Source organism: Streptomyces sp. NBRC 109706, from assembly GCF_000974485.1.
Taxonomy (GTDB): domain Bacteria; phylum Actinomycetota; class Actinomycetes; order Streptomycetales; family Streptomycetaceae; genus Streptomyces.
In genome coordinates this window covers 224433-241833 of record NZ_BBOM01000004.1, presented here as the reverse complement: position 1 = coordinate 241833, position 17401 = coordinate 224433, and the positions used below count along the sequence as shown (strand labels likewise).

General features: G+C 71.5%; 16 protein-coding genes and 1 tRNA gene. 9 read left to right on the top strand and 8 right to left on the bottom strand.

What is annotated here, in order from left to right:
• The first annotated feature begins 44 nt into the window (after nt 1-44).
• Complete coding sequence (locus AOM46_RS01035; protein ID WP_062204187.1) at nt 45-1463, top strand: GH1 family beta-glucosidase; 1419 nt, start codon at nt 45-47, stop codon at nt 1461-1463.
• Nucleotides 1464-1815: 352 nt separating this feature from the next.
• On the opposite strand, the gene AOM46_RS01030 is transcribed toward AOM46_RS01035, so the two are convergent.
• Both AOM46_RS01030 and AOM46_RS01025 read right to left on the bottom strand, forming a co-directional pair.
• Nucleotides 1816-2679, bottom strand: a complete 864-nt coding sequence (locus AOM46_RS01030; RefSeq protein WP_062204184.1) for a spermidine synthase — start codon at nt 2677-2679, stop codon at nt 1816-1818.
• Between the two features lie 76 nt (nt 2680-2755).
• Complete coding sequence (locus AOM46_RS01025; RefSeq protein WP_062204181.1) at nt 2756-3115, bottom strand: hypothetical protein; 360 nt, start codon at nt 3113-3115, stop codon at nt 2756-2758.
• 178 nt (nt 3116-3293) lie between these two features.
• Between AOM46_RS01025 and AOM46_RS01020 the strand changes: the two genes are divergently transcribed.
• Nucleotides 3294-4718: a hypothetical protein gene (locus AOM46_RS01020; protein ID WP_062204178.1), complete on the top strand. Its 1425-nt coding sequence runs from the start codon at nt 3294-3296 to the stop codon at nt 4716-4718.
• A 70-nt stretch (nt 4719-4788) separates the two neighbouring features.
• Here the strand turns inward: AOM46_RS01020 and AOM46_RS01015 are convergent, their stop codons facing one another.
• Nucleotides 4789-5385: a histidine phosphatase family protein gene (locus tag AOM46_RS01015; protein ID WP_062204177.1), complete on the bottom strand. Its 597-nt coding sequence runs from the start codon at nt 5383-5385 to the stop codon at nt 4789-4791.
• 153 nt (nt 5386-5538) lie between these two features.
• On the opposite strand from AOM46_RS01015, the gene AOM46_RS01010 reads away from it, so the two are divergent.
• The 3 genes from AOM46_RS01010 (at nt 5539) to AOM46_RS01000 (ending at nt 7029) form a co-directional block, all read left to right on the top strand.
• A complete protein-coding gene (locus tag AOM46_RS01010; RefSeq protein WP_078856357.1) occupies nt 5539-6465 on the top strand; it encodes a phosphatase PAP2 family protein in 927 nt (308 codons plus the stop codon).
• Between the two features lie 18 nt (nt 6466-6483).
• On the top strand, nt 6484-6846 hold the full coding sequence (locus AOM46_RS01005) for a hypothetical protein (RefSeq protein WP_062204174.1): 363 nt from the start codon (nt 6484-6486) through the stop codon (nt 6844-6846).
• 109 nt (nt 6847-6955) lie between these two features.
• Nucleotides 6956-7029, top strand: a tRNA-Lys gene (locus AOM46_RS01000).
• Nucleotides 7030-7098: 69 nt separating this feature from the next.
• Here AOM46_RS01000 and AOM46_RS00995 read toward each other — a convergent pair.
• Nucleotides 7099-8313: a M6 family metalloprotease domain-containing protein gene (locus AOM46_RS00995; protein WP_062204171.1), complete on the bottom strand. Its 1215-nt coding sequence runs from the start codon at nt 8311-8313 to the stop codon at nt 7099-7101.
• A 358-nt stretch (nt 8314-8671) separates the two neighbouring features.
• Here AOM46_RS00995 and AOM46_RS00990 point away from each other — a divergent pair, with 358 nt between their 5' ends.
• Together AOM46_RS00990 and AOM46_RS00985 are read left to right on the top strand one after the other, a co-directional pair.
• The gene (locus AOM46_RS00990; protein ID WP_078856356.1) at nt 8672-10426 is read left to right on the top strand and encodes an EAL domain-containing protein; all 1755 of its coding nucleotides are present in this window, start codon (nt 8672-8674) and stop codon (nt 10424-10426) included.
• Between the two features lie 84 nt (nt 10427-10510).
• Nucleotides 10511-10906 carry a hypothetical protein gene (locus AOM46_RS00985; RefSeq protein WP_062204169.1) on the top strand — a complete coding sequence of 132 codons (396 nt, stop codon included), beginning with the start codon at nt 10511-10513 and terminating at the stop codon, nt 10904-10906.
• A gap of 52 nt (nt 10907-10958) precedes the next feature.
• Here the strand turns inward: AOM46_RS00985 and AOM46_RS00980 are convergent, their stop codons facing one another.
• Nucleotides 10959-11699, bottom strand: a complete 741-nt coding sequence (locus AOM46_RS00980; RefSeq protein WP_062204167.1) for a decarboxylase — start codon at nt 11697-11699, stop codon at nt 10959-10961.
• A gap of 8 nt (nt 11700-11707) precedes the next feature.
• The gene (locus AOM46_RS00975; protein WP_062204164.1) at nt 11708-12622 is read right to left on the bottom strand and encodes an aspartate/glutamate racemase family protein; all 915 of its coding nucleotides are present in this window, start codon (nt 12620-12622) and stop codon (nt 11708-11710) included.
• Between the two features lie 170 nt (nt 12623-12792).
• On the opposite strand from AOM46_RS00975, the gene AOM46_RS00970 reads away from it, so the two are divergent.
• Entirely contained in the window at nt 12793-13764 is a 972-nt protein-coding gene (locus AOM46_RS00970) for a D-2-hydroxyacid dehydrogenase (RefSeq protein WP_062204160.1), read from the top strand.
• A complete protein-coding gene (locus AOM46_RS00965) occupies nt 13761-15185 on the top strand; it encodes an amidase (RefSeq protein ID WP_062204157.1) in 1425 nt (474 codons plus the stop codon). The genes AOM46_RS00970 and AOM46_RS00965 overlap by 4 nt, the downstream gene beginning before the upstream one ends.
• Nucleotides 15186-15195: 10 nt before the next feature.
• Here AOM46_RS00965 and AOM46_RS00960 read toward each other — a convergent pair whose 3' ends face one another.
• Both AOM46_RS00960 and AOM46_RS00955 read right to left on the bottom strand, forming a co-directional pair.
• Nucleotides 15196-15702: a DUF3830 family protein gene (locus AOM46_RS00960; protein ID WP_062204154.1), complete on the bottom strand. Its 507-nt coding sequence runs from the start codon at nt 15700-15702 to the stop codon at nt 15196-15198.
• A gap of 124 nt (nt 15703-15826) precedes the next feature.
• Entirely contained in the window at nt 15827-17383 is a 1557-nt protein-coding gene (locus AOM46_RS00955; RefSeq protein ID WP_062204151.1) for an ABC transporter substrate-binding protein, read from the bottom strand.
• Between the last annotated feature and the right edge of the window lie 18 nt (nt 17384-17401).

Sequence of the window (17401 nt, the reverse complement as noted above, 5' to 3'; positions counted from 1 at the left end):
CACGGTTCGATACCCTCACTACGAGCAAGAATGGGAGCGCTTCCATGACTGAAAAGCAACCACGGGTTTTTCCGTCCGACTTTCTGTGGGGTTCCGCGACGGCGTCCTACCAGATCGAGGGCGCGGCTCGTGAGGACGGTCGTACGCCGTCCATCTGGGACACCTTCTGCCGGACCCCCGGCAAGGTCTTCGAGGGCGACACCGGCGATGTCGCCTGCGACCACTACCACCGGTGGTCCGAGGACCTGGACCTGATGACCGAACTCGGTCTGGGCGCTTACCGCTTCTCGGTGTCCTGGTCCCGCGTACAGCCCACCGGGCGCGGCCCCGCCGTGCAGCGCGGGCTGGACTTCTACCGCTCGCTGGCCGACGGGCTGCTGGAGCGGAACATCACCCCGGCGATCACGCTCTACCACTGGGACCTCCCCCAGGAGCTGGAGGACGCCGGCGGCTGGCCGGAGCGGGACACGGCCGAGCGGTTCGCCGACTACGCGCGGCTGGTCGCCGAGGCGCTGGGCGACCGGGTGCGCCTGTGGACCACGCTGAACGAGCCGTTCTGCAGCGCGTTCCTCGGCTACGGCTCCGGCGTCCACGCTCCGGGCCGCACCGAGCCGGAGTCCGTGCTGAAGTCGGCGCACCACCTCAACCTGGCGCACGGGCTCGGCGCGCAGGTGCTGCGCGAGGTGCTGCCGAGCGACGCGCAGGTGGGCATCACCGTCAACCCCGGTGTGATCAGGGCGCGGACGGACTCCCCCGAGGACCTGGACGCCGCGCGCCGGATCGACGCGCTGCACACCCGGATCTTCACCGATCCCGTGTTGCACGGGAGCTACCCCGAGGACCTCAAGCGGGACACCCGGCAGGTCAGCGACTGGTCGTTCGTTAAGGAGGGGGACGAGGCCGCCATCCACCAGCCGTTGGACTTCCTCGGCCTCAACTACTACACGCCGACCGTGGTCTCCGCGCCGGTGGAGGGGGACACCAGCCCGCGCAACGACGGCCACGGCGCCTCGGAGCACTCGCCGTGGGTGGGCTCCGAGACGGTGAACTTCCATCTGGAGGCGGGCGACCGCACCGACATGGGCTGGGTGGTGGACCCGACGGGCCTGGGGCAGCTGCTGCGCCGCTTCCAGGAGGAGGCGCCCGACATTCCGCTGTACATCACGGAGAACGGCGCCGCCTTCGAGGACAAGGTGGACGCCGACGGCTCCGTGCACGACCCGGAGCGGATCGGCTACCTGCACGGGCATCTGGGCGCGGTGCACCAGGCGATCGAGCAGGGCGTGGACGTGCGCGGCTACTTCCTGTGGTCCCTGCTGGACAACTTCGAGTGGGCCTACGGCTACAGCAAGCGCTTCGGCATCGTGCATGTGGACTTCGAGTCGCTGCGCAGGACCCCCAAGGCCAGCGCCCGTTGGTACGCGGATGTCATCGGCTCCGGACAGCTGCCGGCCGCGGACTGAGCCAGGGGCTCCGCCCCGCAGAAACTTCCCGTGTCCTACCCGGAAGCCTCTCCTCGGCCATGCGCGGAGAGGGGGACAGGGGAGACTCGCCCCCGGCTCGTCGTCGTGCGTGACACGACCGGGCCGGGGGCAGCCGCGTCCGGGCAGCCATCGGGCGCGCCAGCGCCGAGGGGCCCCGCCCGCCGCGGGCGGCCCCGCCGGCCGCGAAGGGCGCCACAGCGCGCGAAGCCGCCCCAGCCCATGCGTTCCTCGTACCGCCATCGCCACGGCCATCGGCCTTCCCTTCCTCGTGACCCGTCCCATCCCCCATGGGCTTCACACTCTGTCACGAGACACTGACAATTCGTGCCCGTCAGCCGAAGGCACCCTCGGGCGGAGGCGGTGAGGGGCGCGCCGTCGCATCGGTCACCGGGGCCGCGCCGGCCGTGAAGTCGGTCAGATCGCGCCCGGTCAACAGCCGTGCGGGGAACGGATCGCCGGCCGCCCGGTGTCCCAGGTCGCGGGTCGGCAGCGGGTGGTCCGCCGCGCAGAGCACACCGTTCCCGAACCGTCGTCCCCGCAGCACCGCCGGCTCGATCAACAAGCACACCTCGGCGAACCTGGCCAGCAGGGTGGCGGCCTGTCCCCGCAGATGGGCCAGCGGCGGTCCGTCCGTGCAGTTGACGGCGTACCGACCACCGGGCGCCAGCACCTGCCGCACCTCGTCGAGGAACTCGACGCTGGTGCAGTGGGCCGGAGTTCGCGCGTCCGCGAAGACATCGGTGATGACCAGATCGGCCCAGCCCTCGCCGACCCTGGCGAGGACCGCCCGCGCGTCCTGGGCGCGCACCCGCACCCGGGCGCCGTCGGGGAGCGGCAGTTCGCGCCGGACCAGCGCGGTCAGTTCGGTGTCCGGTTCCGCCACCTGCTGGGTGGAGCGCGGTCGGGTCACCGCGACATAGCGGGCCAGTGTCAACGCGCCGCCGCCCAGGTGCAGCACCCTGACGGGACGCCCGGCCGGGGCGAGCAGGTCGATCACATGGCCGAGGCGCCGCTGGTACTCGAAGACCAGCCGGGTCGGGTCGGCGAGATCCACATGGGACTGCGGGGCGCCGTCCAGCAACAGCTCCCAGGAGCCTTCCCGATCCTGGTCGGGCACCAGCCTGGCGATGCCGCCGCCCACCTCTTCGGTCGTCTCCCGCCGGTCAACGGAGCGCCGCGCTCTTCTTCCTGCCACCCCCTCAGTGTCGCCCGAGGAACGTTCCTCCGGGGCGGCGCCCCTCGGGTCGGGAACTCCGGTCGACGGGGCCGGGCTAGCGGCAGCGGTCCACCACGGCGAGCATGTTCACGGCCTCGTAGATGGCCGCGCGCAGTCGCTCGGGCTCGGTGGACCGGGCGACCGCGCCCTCCGGTGGCACCAGCCAACCGCTGCCGGTGACCGGCGGCCGGGCGCCGCCCTGTTCCGTCCCCCTCGTTCGGGTACAGGCGCTGCCCGGCAGGTTCCACCGCGCGGCGGTGCCCGGCGGCACCAGGAAGCCCAGCGTGCCGCCCTCCCTGTCGTGCAGAACGGGTCCTACTCCATGCCGAAGACGTAGCAGATCGACGGCCTCCAGCCCTTCCCGTGCGGGGACGGTGACCAGGTCGCAGGCCGCCGCTTCGCCGGTGTCCGCCATGGGGTCCTCCTCCAGGGGTGCTGTTTCGAGTGCGTTTGTTTAACGGCGGACCACTGTCAACGGCTACGGCCGGGATCCCCTCCTTTGGATGGCAGTTGATGGCAGATTGTTGGGCGGGCGGCTGATCTCCCCCGGAACGGGCCGTACGCAACCCGATACAACCGGTACCTTCCCGGCCATGGCGAGGTCATCATCCACGTCCCGACCGGCCGCTCCCAACCGGATCTTCCGACAGCTGCGGGGCGGCCTGTCCCCCGGGGAGTTCGCGGCGGCCGTGCGGCGGGCGGCGCGGGAGATCGGCGAACGCGTCTCCTGTGACGCGCGTTACATCGGGCGGGTGGAAGCCGGCGAGATCCGCTGCCCTAACTACGCGTACGAACGGGTATTCCTTCATATGTTCCCCGGTCGCACTCTGACCGACCTGGGCTTCGAGCCCCGGCAAGCCGTCCGGGGGCGCGGCCCACGGGCCACCCCACCGCCCCGTGCCGCGCCGCCCCTCATCACCCCCACATCGCATGCGGTGGGCGGACTCCTGCCGCCCTGGCCTCAGCTCGGTCCGGCCACCCACGGCGAGCACACCCACAACACGGAGGAGGGCGACGTGCTGCGTCGCGCGTTCATGACCGGCGGCCCCGCCGCCATCGCGTCCCTGACCGCCCTGGGCACCACCACCCCCGCCGCCGCTGCCGGCGGCCGACGCCCCGGGATGACGGAGGTCGCCACCGTGCGCCAAGCGGTCCGGGACATCCGGCTGTTGGACGACCGACACGGCGCCGACGCCCTCTACCGGCCGGCCGGGGAGGCCCTGCGGACGGCCTACGAACTGCTGGACATCGGCGCCAAGAACTCCGCCGTCAGCGACGAGTTGCACAACGGCACGGGAGAGCTGGCGATCTCCGTCGGCTGGCTGGCCCATGATTCCCGCCGGTATATCGAGGCCCGCTCGTACTACGCGGAGGCGCTGGCCACCGCCAGGGTGGGCGGGGATGCCGCGCTGGAGGCGCACGCGTTCTGCAACACCGCGTTCCTGGCCAGTGACACGGGACGCCCCCGGGAGGCGGTGCGCGCCGCGCAAGCCGGCGCGCGAGCGGCGCACGCCCTGGGCTCCGAGCGCCTGAGCTCCCTGTTGGCGCTGCGCGAGGCCGCTGGCTGGGCCGGGATGGGCGACCGCGGCGGCTGCCAACTCGCCCTCTCCACGGCCCGCACCGCGTACGAGCAGGGCGATGCGCCCGAGTCCCCGGAGTGGATGTCGTTCTTCGGCGACGGCGAGTTCGCCAGCCTGGAGGGCCAGTGCTGGGCCCTGCTCGGCGACTGGGCACAGGCCAGCGCCTGCGCCCGCCAGGCGGTGACCGCCGCCGGAAACGATCCGCACTTCGCCCGCAACAGCGCGCTCTACTCGGCCGAGTTGGCGAGCTTCCTGGCCCGGGCCGGCGAGCCGGAGGAGGCGGCCACGGTCGGCAACCAGACGCTTGACCTGCTGGACGGGGTGCGCTCCACCAGGATCACGGAGCTGCTGGCCGACACCGCCGGCCGGCTGCACCCGGCGCGCGGGGACGCCACGGTCGCCGCGTTCCTCGGCCGCCAGCGCTCCCGCCCGCTGTGAGCGGGCCTCGTCCCCCCGTGGCCGCGCCGCGCGCCGGCCACGGGCGCGGGGCGCCAGGGCCCCGGAGGGCTCAGGCGAGATGCGCTGAGTCGTTCCAGCGTTCGACGGCAGGCTCCCCGTAGGCCCAGGAGAGCACGGACAGCGCCCCGGCATCCAGCCGGAGCCGGGCCGCGAAGTCGACCTCCTGGCCCAGCCAGCGCGCCGCCACCGCGCGCAGCACATGCCCGTGCGCGAAGACCACGCTGTCCCGCTGGGAGGCGCGGGCCCAGTCCACCACCTCGTCGGCACGCTCGGCGAGTTGCTCCATGGTCTCGCCGCCGCGCACCCCGTCCCGCCAGATCACCCAGCTGCCACCCCTCGCCTTGGCGATCTCCTCGGTGGTCAGCCCCTCCTCCTCGCCGTAGTCCCACTCGCGCAACGCGTCCCAGGCGGTGGCGCGCTCGCCGAACCCCGCCAGCACACAGGTGTCCCTGGCGCGGGACAGCGGGCTGGTGCGGATCCGGGCCTCCGGCAGCCCGTTCCACGGCTCGGCGCGCAGCCGCTCGCCCAGCGCCCTGGCCTGCTCCCGGCCCTCTTCCAACAGGGGGACATCCGTCAGCCCGGTGTGTCGCCCGGACACCGACCAGGCCGTTCGCCCGTGCCGGACCAACAGGACGCGCGCTGGCATAGAGATCCTTTCCGCCGTATCAACCGCCACACATCATTCCCCACGCAACCGTAGAGGGCTCCCCGGGCGTCTCTTTCACAGCAGTTCGCCGTACGGTGGACTGGCGTGCGTCTTACCGAAAGCCAACGACGAGATGATCCGGAGTTCGCCCCCATGCCCCGAGAGCGGCCACGTTGGTGGACCGAACTACTGCTGATCCTGGTCGCGTACGGGGCCTACACCTGCGCCAGACTGCTGGCCCGCGGTGACGTCTCCACCGCGGTGGACAACGGGTTGAGCATTCTCCGCCTGGAGCGTGCCCTCTGGCTGCACGCCGAGGAGCCGCTGAACGAGCTGTTCACCCAGGAGCCGTGGCTGGGGGTGCCCTCCTCGTTCGCCTACGCCTCGCTGCACTACCTGGTGACGCCGCTGATACTGGTCTGGCTCTTCCGCTACCACCCCGTGCGGTACCGGCTGATGCGCACCTGGCTGCTGGCGTCCACGATGATGGGCCTGATCGGCTTCACGCTGATGCCCACGAGCCCGCCCCGGCTGCTGCCGGGCGGCCAGGGCTTCGTGGACAGCCTGTCGCAGTACAGCAGCTGGGGCTGGTGGGCCGACGACGCGAGCGCCCCGAGCGGGATGGGCGACTTCACCAATCAGTATGCCGCCATGCCGAGCCTCCATGTCGGTTGGGCGCTGTGGTGCGGGGTCGCACTGTGGCACTACGGGTCGCGTTCGCTCTGGATGCGCGCCTCCGCCGTCGGCTATCCGTTGATCACCACCATCGTGGTGATGGGGACCGCCAACCACTACTTCCTGGACGCGGTCGCCGGGGTCGCGGTGATGATCGCCGGCCTGCTGATCGCCAGGCCGCTGCTGCGGCTCTCCGGCCGGCTCAGGGCTCGCTTCGGCGGGGCCGACCAGGCCGCTTCCGGCTATGCCGCCCTCCCCACCATCGAGGAGCACGCCCGGCGCCCGCGCCCGCGCGCGATGGAGGACGGGGCGGCTTCGGGCGCTCCCGGCGCCACCCCCACGGTCCCGCGCGCGCGGCACAATGGATCAGGGCAGCAACAACGCCACCTCACTCCCCCGTCCTGATCTGGAGGCTGATCCCGCATGTCCGACTCGGGCCAGGGTCGAGAACCCGCCGGCGAAGGGCCTCAGTTCCGTCGGCCGGCGGCGCTCTTCTTCGAGCCGCCGGCCGGGGCGTCGGAGCAGGAGCACTTCTTCTCCCTGGAGTCGATCACCGATCCCCAGGAGCTGCTCGGCCGCGCGACGGAGCTGGCCGTGGCCTTCCAGACCGCCGCGGACCGGGCCGTGGAGTTCCAGGCGGTGGCGGCCGCGCAGCTCGCCGATCCGGCGCGGTTCGACCGGCTGTCCACGGCCGCGATCGCGGACCGCGCGGGCTGGACCGAGGACTACACGGAGCGGATGGTCGAGTTCGGGCGACAGCTGCTGCGCCGCCGCTCCCCCTCCTGAGCCGCTTCCCTGCGGCAGGCCCGTGGGCTGCGCAAACGCCCGCCCGAGCGGCTCCGGAACTGATTTTTGCTTCACCGGATCGGGGTGCTAAAGTCTACGACGTCAGCAGGCGCCGCTAGCTCAGTTGGTTAGAGCAGCTGACTCTTAATCAGCGGGTCCGGGGTTCGAGTCCCTGGCGGCGCACCTGATGGGAAGGCCCTCATCGGTCGGAAACGACGATGAGGGCCTTCCTCGTGTGTGCACCGGGCCGGCTCATTCCCTGGCGACCTTGATATCCCAACCGCCGGTGGCCGTGCGGTCGCCGACCTCCACGCGCACGCCGGTCTTCTCGTCGAAGTAGCTCTCGCCGCTTTCCAGGGGCGCGTCGGCCAGCCGGGGGTGTACCGAGGTGCCATGGCAGCCCTCGGTGTCCGGATGGCCGTCCACCACCTCGATCGGGCCGTCGGCGGAGGCCACATCGCTGCGGACGCGATAGAGCAGCACCCCCCTGGTGCAGATGCCGCTGTCGTTGCCGACGGGGGTGCGGGCCTCGGCGACCAGGGCCTCGACCGGGCCCGTGCGGATCACCGCGAGACGGGTGTCGGCGCGCGGACTGCTGTCGTCCAGCGGGGCGCCGAGCGGCTGGAGCGTGTGCAGGCTGGTGCCCGTCGGGCGCACACAGGCGACATGCTCGGCGTCCAGCCAGCCCAGCTTCCACTTGTGCCAGCCGAAGAGGTCGGGGGCGAGTCCGAACTGGCTGCCCATCAGGTCCCAGTCCCCCACATGGGTGTCCCAGTCGCCCATGCCCTCGTCGGGGCGGTTGTAGAGGTCGGGGAGGTCGAAGACATGGCCGGTCTCGTGGGCCAGCACGTTCCGGTCGGGCCGCCGGTGCTCGAAGACGGTGACCAGGCGACGGATCTCGGCGTCCCCGATGGTGATCGGGCTGTTGAAGTTGACCACCTTGGTGGCGTCCGAGTCCACGCCGGGGGCGTCCGGGTCGGCGACCAGATAGACGATGTCGTAGGCGGCGAGGTCGACGCGGGGGGCGATCACCGCGAGGGCGTCGTGGAGGTAGTCCGCGCGCAGCTCCGCCGGCCAGTCCCGCTGTATGCCGTAGTCCGCCGAGTCGGCGGGCATGCCGAGCCATTCGCCGACGATCTCCGTCTCCAGGCTGAGCCGGCCGTAGGACGCCTGGTCGAAGTAGTCGCTGGTGGCCGGGAAGTAGTCCTCGGCGATGCGCTCGGGGGTGAGCTTGGGGGTGGCGTCGGGGAAGGACAGGAAGAGCATCACGGCCTTGATCGAGCCCACCGGCTTGGGGTAGGCGGCGTTCCAGGTGTCCAGGCCCAACGAGTGGTGCGCGCCGGAGCGCGGCAGGCCACAGGGGGCGTCGGCGAGTGCGCCGGTGCCGGGGGCCGAGGTCATGGTGGTGGCCAGCAGGGCGGCGAGCGCCGTCAGTACGGCGGCGGGTCGGCGGTGATCACGGCGCACATCGACCTCCCATCGAGCCTGTGGAGTCGCCGAGACCACCTTGTTTGGTTTTGCTGCGATACGCCCTGTTTCAATAGCCCGGTCAGGTAACGGGGTTGCGATTACCGAGCGTGCACATCAGTCGGGAACGATCGGGAGGGCGCAGCCGTCGAGCAGAAACGATCAGCTGCTCGAAAACTTGTCGGAGGCGGTTATTCCTGGAGATTCCTGGAATCGAGACAGGCCCGCCTGGCACTGGATCAGCCCACGCCAGAACCTCTATGATCGGCACATTTCCAGCGTGGATACGCCATGCGGGCAGCCGGGGAGTGCCCGACGGCACCATCCGCGGGCGCCCCATCCCCTCCCGGAGCAATCGGTGAACGGACCCCCCGAAGGACCGGGCCAGACCCCCGGAGGCGGCCTGGCCGCGACTCCCCACGCCATCACGGAGAGTGAAGTTCTCCGGGATTACCAGGCCGCGTTCCGCATCGCGGCGCTACCCATGGCCCTGGTGGGCAGATCCGGCCAGATCCTGTCCGCCAATCCCGCGCTCGGCACCCTGCTCGGCATCGCCCCGGACGAGCTGACGGGCCGCGCGGCGGACTCGGTGGCCGGCCTCGGCCTGGACGACCGCGCGCAGGGCTCCTACCACGCGGTGCTCTCCGGCCACCGGGAACTCCTCCGCTGCACCCGCAGGTTGAAGCACACCGACGGCCACACCCTGTGGGCGGACATCACGGTGGCGCCCACCGGCGGGCAGCGCACCGTGGCGCTGCTGACGGTGGCCGATATCAGCGAGCGGCGGGACCTCCAGGACCGGTTGCGGCACATCGAGATGCACGATCCGGTGACGCGGCTGCCCAACCGCGCCCTGTTCTTCGAACGGCTCAACAACGCGCTGGCGGACTCGGCGACCGGCCGGATCGGGCTCTGCTACCTGGGTCTTGACGGCTTCAAGGCCGTCAACGACACCCTCGGCCACCGGGTCGGCGACCAGCTGCTGGGCGCGGCGGCCAAACGTCTCACCGAATGCGCCACCGGCGCCGGCGGGCATCTGGTGGCCCGCCTCGGCGGCGACGAGTTCGCGGTGCTGGTGGAGAGCTCCACCAGCACCGAGCAGCTGACGGTGCTGGCCGGGGCCATGCTCGCGGCGCTTCAGCATCCGTTCGACCTGGAGGGGCAACGCCTGGCGGTTTCGGCCAGCATCGGCGTGGTAGAGCGAGAATGCGCCACCACCACGCCCACCGATCTGATGCAGGCCGCCGACACCACCCTCTACTGGGCCAAGGCCGACGGAAAGGCCCGCTGGACGCTCTTCGACCCGGAGCGCAACGCCCACCGGATGACCCGGCAGTCGCTCTCCTCCACGCTGCGCCACGCGGTGGAGCGCGGCGAGTTCACCCTCGAATACCAGCCCATCGTGGGGCTCGCCGACGACATCGTGCGCGGCGCCGAGGCGCTGGTGCGCTGGCGGCATCCGCAGTTCGGCATGCTGGGCCCCGACCGTTTCATCGGCCTGGCCGAGGAGAACGGCGCGATCGTCCCGCTGGGCCGCTGGGTGCTCAACGAGGCGTGCCGCCAGGCCCGCCGCTGGCAGCAGGAGCATCCGGGGCCGCCGCTGTTCGTCTCGGTGAACGTGGCGGTGCGTCAGGTATGGGACTCGGACCTGGTCAACGACGTGGCGTGCGCGCTGCGCGAGTCCGGGCTGCCGTCGGGGCTGTTGCAGCTGGAGCTGACGGAGTCCGCGGTGATGGGATCGGCCGGCCGGCCGTTGCAGGCACTGCAGGCGCTCTCCGACATGGGGGTGCGGATCGCCATCGACGATTTCGGCACCGGCTATTCCAACCTCGCCTACCTCAGCCGACTCCCCGTGCGGGCGCTCAAGTTGGACGGCACCTTTGTGCGCGGTTTCCGTACCGCGCGGCATCTCAACCCGGCGGACGAGACCATTGTGACGTCGCTGGTGCAGCTGGCCCACAAACTGGGCCTCACGGTGACGGCCGAGTGCGTGGAGGGCCCGGCGCAGGCGGAGCGGCTGCGGCGCATCGGCTGCGACACCGGCCAGGGCTGGCACTATGCCAGACCGCTGTCGCCCGATCACCTCGCCGCCATGCTGGCCGGTCGCGGCTGATCCCCCGGGACACGCGCCCCACCACGCTGGCTACCGCTCAGAAACCCTGTACTGCGGCCGAAGATGGCGGAATACTGCCAGGCCATGACGATCGTGGCTGAAACCATCACCCCGGAACGCCTTGACGCCCTTCTGACCGACCAGTCGATCCCCCTGGTGCACCGCGCGCTGTGGCAGCTGTTGTGGGAGTCCGAGATCAGGATCCTGGATCTGCTCTCGCTCTCCGTTGCGGAGGTGGATCCGGACAGCAGACGGATCGTGAGACCGGCGCCGGGCTTCCCGGTGGAACTGAGCGAACGCGCCACCGAGCTGCTGACGCCGCTCCTCGACGGCAGGACGGAAGGACCGCTCTTCGTGGCCGGCCAGCAGCGGACCAGGGCGCTGAGCTGGGAAGAGGCGGTGCGCACGGCCAAGGGCCACGGGCATGCCATTCACGCCTTCCGCACCGGCGGCAAGCAGCACCGCCGGCGCGCGGCCTGACAGCGCCGACGGCTCAGCCCGCGAAGCGCCGAAGCGTCAGAGCACCGGAGCGTCAGGAGACCGCCGAACGGGTGAAGAGCCGGCCCAGCGCGGGGCAGACGGGGCGGTGGCCCAGCAGCCGCAGCCCCTCCCAGGCGGTGACCTGGTTGGCCGTGAGCACCGGCTTGCCCAGCGCCTCCTCCAGCTCGGGCAGCCAGGCCACGGTGTGCAGCGCTGTGTCCGGGAGCAGCACCGCCTCGGCCGTCGGATCGTCGCCCTCGGCCGCCAGCCGCGCCACCTCGTCCCTTCCCCAGGTGCCGACCTCGGCGGCGGTGATGATGCCGCTGCCGCGCATCGCGACCACCTCGACGCCGGTCGCCTTCAGGAAGTCGGCGAAGAGCGCGGCCACGTCCTCCGGGTAGGTGGCGGCGATGGCGACCCGCGAGACGCCCAGCGCGGCGATGGCCCGGGCGAAGGCGAAGGAGGTGCTGGACGCGGGCAGCCCGGCCGCGGCGGACAGCTGACGCGCCTGTTCCTGGGCTCCCTCGTACCCGTAGACGAAGCTGGCCGAGGTGCAGGCCCAGACCACCGCCTCGACGGGATGTCCGGCGGTCAGCTCGGCGAGGCCCGCCTTCAGTCGGTCCATCGAGCCCATCTCCAGCAGGGCGTCGACCCGGTGTGCGTCCGTGCCGATGTCGGTATGCGTCAGCGGCAACCGCACCTCCGCGCCGTCCTCGTTCAGCAGCGCCTCAAGGCGTGGGAACTCGTCCTCGGCGGAGTGGCCCGGGTACAGGAAACCGACCGTGGCGACCATCCGTCACCTCACCTTTCCTCGTCGGGGTACACGTCGGGGAAGACGTCCGGATACGCGTCCGGGTAGCTCTGGGCCGCCTCGGTGGCCTCGGCCAGGGCCGGCTCGGGGAGCGGCGGGTCGGCGATCGGCTGGCTGGGGGCGAGCGGTTCGACGACCGGCACCGGCGCCATCGAGGCCGGGCCGCTGCGCGCCGCCGCGTCCAGCAGAGCCTGGTAGGGGCCGACGGCGGACTTGCCGATGCGGCGCAGCGCGGCCCACATGGTGACCTGGTTGGCCGAGATCACGGGCATCCGCAGCTCGGCCTCAAGCTGGGGGATCACGTCATAGGTAGGGAGATTGGTGCAGCTGATGAAGAGCGCGTCCGGCCCCTCGCTCACCGCCTCGCGGGCCATGTCGACCACATCGCGGTAGCCGACCCGCCAGATCTCCCTGGTCAGCCCCAGATAGCTGCGCCCGCAGACCTGGACTCCGGCCTCCCTGAGGAAGTCCTCAAGGGCGTCCGTGACGGACCTGGTGTACGGGGTGACCACCGCGATCCGGCGGGCGTCCAGCTCGCGCAGGGCCAGCAGCAGCGCCCCCGAGGTGGTGAACGACGGGACCTCGCCCGCCTGGGCCATGGCCGCGCTCATCGCCCGCTCCCCGGCGACCCCGCCGACGAAACTGCCCGAGGTGCAGGCGTAGGCCACCGCCTCGGGGCTGACCGCGATCAGCGCGCGCACCGCCTCGCGCAGCGTCTCGTGCTCGCTGACCAGCCGCGCGAGGTCCAGGCTGACCTCGACGGGCACGAAGGGCGTCCTGGTGAGGTGGAGCGAGACGTCGTCCGGTACCCAACGCCATAGCTCGCGGTCGAGGGCGAAATCGAATGGTGCGACGACTCCGATCCCGCGTTGTGGTTGCGGCCCACCCAAAAACGAGACATCCATGTCGAACCCCGATTCACGGACGGAGGGGCGGCGTCGGGGATGGGGAAACCCCGGCCGGGATACTGGCTTTCGCAGATGCCTTCATTGACGAAGGTAGTTCCGGTTCCTAGCGTGGTCAATCCTCGTCATCTCACTCAAACAGCCATTCGTTTCGAAACGGTTTCTCGCTAATGACCGCACCTCGTGTCCTGGTTCTGGACGCTGACCCCCTGCCCCGACTCGACCGGATCGCCGGCCGCGCGGAAGTGCTGCACAGCGACGCGGACTCGCTGGCCAAACGCCTGCCCGAGGCCGATGTCCTGCTGGTCTGGGACTTCACCTCCGACGCGGTCCGACACGCCTGGCCGGGCGAAGGACCCCGGCCCCGCTGGGTACACACCGCCAGCGCCGGCGTCGACCGCCTGCTCTTTCCGGAACTGATCGAATCGGACGCCATGATCACCAACGCACGTGGCGTCTTTGACCGTCCCATCGCCGAATATGTGGCGGGACTTGTGTTGGCTTTGGCGAAAGATTTTCACGGAAGCTGGGAGGCCCAGCGGGAGCACCGCTGGCAACACCGTGAGACGGCCAAGGTCCACGGCAGTAAAGCCCTGGTCGTCGGGTCGGGCCCGATCGGCCGGCGGATCGGCGCGATGTTGCAGACCCTCGGCGTGGTGGTGGAGCTGGTCGGCCGCCGCGCCCGGGTCCGCGACCCGGCGTTCGGGCGGGTGCATGCCGCCGACTCACTCCCCGAACTCCTTCCCGAAGCGGACTGGGTGGTGTGCGCCGCGCCGCTCACCACGGCCACCACCGGCATGTTCGACGCGGACGCCTTCGCGCTGATGCGGCCGACCGCGCGCCTGATCAACATCGGCCGGGGGGCGCATGTGGTGGCGGACGACCTCGCCGAGGCGTTGCGCGCCGGACGGCTGGCCGGCGCGGCCCTGGACGTGTTCGACGAGGAGCCGCTACCGGCCGGCAGCCCGCTGTGGGACGTGCCTGGGCTGATGGTCTCGCCGCATATGAGTGGTGACACCTTCGGCTGGCGGGACGATCTCGCGGAGCAGTTTCTGGACAACTTCGACCGGTGGCTGGCGGGGCGGCCCCTGTTCAATGTCGTGGACAAGAAGCTCGGCTATGTACCCACGGAGGACACATGACGGATCTGGCCACGCTGACCGCCGCCGAGTTGACCGCCGAGTACGCGGCGGGCGACGCGTCCCCCGTGGAGGTCGTGGGCGCGACGCTGGAGCGTGCCGAGGCGGCGCAGGCCGCGGTGAACGCCTTCACGCTGATCGATCACGAGGGGGCGTCCGCGCAGGCCAGGGAGTCAGCGGAGCGGTGGCGGCGCGGCGAGCCGCGCAGTCCGGTGGACGGCGTGCCGGTCACCGTCAAGGACATCCTGCTGCAGCGCGGCCACCCCACCCGGCGCGGTTCGGCCGCGGTGCCGGCCGACGGGCGGTACGAGGAGGACGCGCCCTCGGTGCAGCGGCTGCGCGAGGCGGGCGCCGTGTTCGTCGGAAAGACGACGACGCCCGAGTTCGGCTGGAAAGGGGTCACCGACTCGCCGCTGCACGGCGTGACGGGGAATCCGCACGCCCCCGGGCGCACCGCCGGCGGGTCGAGCGGTGGCTCGGCGGCCGCCGTCGCGTTGGGCGCGGGACCGCTCAGCCTGGGCACGGACGGCGGGGGCTCGGTGCGCATCCCGGCCTCGTTCTGCGGGATCTTCGCGCTCAAACCCACCTACGGCCGGGTGCCGCTCTACCCGGCCAGCGCCTTCGGCACCCTGGCGCATGTGGGGCCGATGACCAGGGACGCGGTGGACGCGGCGCTGCTGCTCGATGTGATCAGCCGTCCCGACTCCCGCGACTGGTCCCAACTCGCGCCGCCCACCAGCAGTTACGCCGGCGCCCTGGTCGGCGGCCCGGAGCGGGTGCGGGGGCTGCGGATCGCCTACTCGCCGGCGCTGCGCGAGGTCTCGGTGGCCCCGGAGATCGCGGCCGCCGTACGACAGGCCGTGGAGCGGCTGGCCGAGCTGGGCGCGGTGGTGGAGGAGACCGACCCGCCGCTGCCCTCGTTCGACGAGATGCGGGCGGCCTTCCATGTGCTGTGGTTCAGCGGGGTGGCCCGGGTGACCGAGTTCTTCGACGAGCGGCAGGTGGCCGCGTTGGATCCGGGGGTGGCCGAGGTCCGTGCCGAGGGGGCCGGGTACAGCGCGCTCGACTATCTGGCCGCCGTCGATGTGCGGATGGCGATGGGGCGCGCGATGGGCGCGTTCCACGAGCGGTACGACCTGCTGGTCACCCCGACGATGCCGCTCACCGCGTTCGCCGGTGGCGTCGAGGTGCCGGAGGGCTCGGGGATGCGCCGCTGGACGGAGTGGACGCCGTTCACCTATCCGTTCAACCTGACGCAGCAGCCCGCCGCTTCGCTGCCCTGCGGCCTGGACGCGGCGGGGCTGCCGATCGGTCTTCAGCTGGTCGCGCCGCGCCATGGCGACGCGACCGTGCTACGGGTGGCGCACGCGCTCTACGCGGCGGGAGTCGCCGGCCTCCCGGAGCCGACGCTGCCGCCGTTCTGAACGAACCTGCCTAGGCGCGCCGGAAGTTGAGCGATTCGCCCAGGGCGCCGGCGCGCCACAGGTCCTGGCAGGCGTCGGCCATCCGGTCGAGGCCGTCCACCACGGCGCCCCAGACGATGCCGGGAACCCAGCCGGCGTCCCCGTTGATCAGCAGGTTGTTGCGCTCGTAGAACAGCGCCAGATCCACCACGGTCGTTCTGCCCTGGTGCTTGGCCTCCTGCTCGTACCCGTAGGAGCTGGTGCCCAACTGGGTGTCGGAGAAGGTGAAGTAGCACAGATCGCCGGGGATCGGGGTGATGGTCGGGTTCTCCAGGGGCGGCTCCTGGGGGGCGAACGGGGGCACCAGGGCGTAGATCTCGTTGCGCGCGTACTTGGCGTGGTAGACGTCGCCGCCCAGCGGTAGCGCGTTCCACACCGCGTCGCAGGTGATCGGGGCTCTCTCGCTGAGGAGCCGGGCGGTACAGCTGACGCCTCGTTTGTCCAGCGAGACGGTGATAAAGCGTTCGGCCTCGGACATCGCAGCTGCCTCCTTGTCGTGCGCGGCACTGTCGAGGCATGGTCGCACGGCGCGCCGCCGAGCGGGTTTCCGCGCGGGAGCGAACTCATGTCCGCGGGTGTGCCCGGGGCCGGCGGCCGGGCGGTCAGGAGAGCGGTGTGGTGTACAGCTCGGGGCGGTCGGGCCCCGGCGGGGTCTCGATGACGGGCACCGGCTTCCCGCCGGGGTCGCCCTCGCGGTCGGTGGTGAAGCTGAGGGTTCCGCCGGCGGCTTCGACCGCGTTGTCGAGATGCAGCAGGAACAGGGCGTCCGTGACCCGTTCGGCCGTCATCGGGGTCTCGGGGGCCTCGGCGTGGCTGACGCGGATGGCCTGCACCGCGACCGCGACCGCGTCGTGGTTGGCGACGGCATAGCCGTCCCTGAGCGCGGTGGCCGGATCGTCCTGGTAGGCGATCTGCGCGGCATATGCCGCCTGGAAGGCGGGGAAACCGGGCGGGGCCAGCGGGTCGGCGCCTTCCGTCCCCGTCCAGACCGGGTCCATGGCGGAGGACTGCACGATGGTGATGTGGCTCTCCACCAGCCGCTCGTACTCGCTCTCGTCTATCACGGGCCCGGTCTCGGCGAACAACACCGCTATCGGCCGCCCCCGGCACGGCCGGCTGTGCAGGGAGTCGACGAAGGCGTCGAGATCGGCTGCGCGGCCGGCGAAGAGGACCATGTCCGCCTCGGTGGCGCACACGTTCTGCACCGCCGCGCGGAACAGCGCGGGCGGCGCCGACTCGCCGGTGGTGGTGCCCTGGAACGGCTGGTCCGGGTTGTCGCCCAGCTCGGCGGCCAGCTCGGTGCGGAACGCCTCGGTGAGGGTGGTGACATGGAGGTCGGGCGCCCGGGTGTCGTGCACCAGGACGGCCGCGTCCAGATCCTCCCTGGCGCGCACGTACTCCCGCAGAGCGGACACGAAGTCGGTGTTGCTGGCGGTGACCCGGATCAGCCCCGGCACCGTCGCGCTGTTGAGCTGGTCGGCACTGGCCGAAGCGGCCACGATGGGGATGCCGTGCTCGGCCAGCCGGCCGGCGGCGTTCGCGCTGTGCTCCGTGCTGATGGAGAGACCGGCGACCGCGACGAGCGGGGCTTCGTCGTCCCGCATGGCGATCAGCTCCGTCACGGCCGGCTCCCATTTGTCGTGGCGGGAACCGGCGTTGGCGAGCAGCAGCTGGATCTGCGGCGCCGGATCGCCCAGTTCACGGCTCTGGTTGGCGCGCACCTGCGCGGTATGGGCGCCTTCCAGGGCGTGCAGCACGCGGTCGGCCGAATGGGGACCCCGCTCGTCGGGGGTCAGCGTGGAGAGCAGGCCGACCTTCACATAGTCGTCGCGCTCGGCCGCGACCCGGTCGTTCTCCGCCTTGATCAGCGCCTGGATGTCCCGGAAGCGCTGGACCAACGCGCTGTCCGCCTCGGCGGGCAGGAAAGCGAAGGAGCCGTCGCTGACCCCGACGCACTCCCCGCCGCGCTCCGTCAGCCGCGTGCCGTCGCACTCCTTGTCCGAGACCCAGCCGGGCACCAGGGTGACCGCGAGGGCGACCGCGGCGGCGCCGACCAGCAGGGACAGCAGCCAGAGCCCACGGCGGGGCGGCGGCCTGAACGAGGGGCCGCCGCTCTGGGCGGGGCCCCCGCGCCCGGGAGCCGTGGCGGAACGGGGCATCTGCTCTCCTCGGGTTTC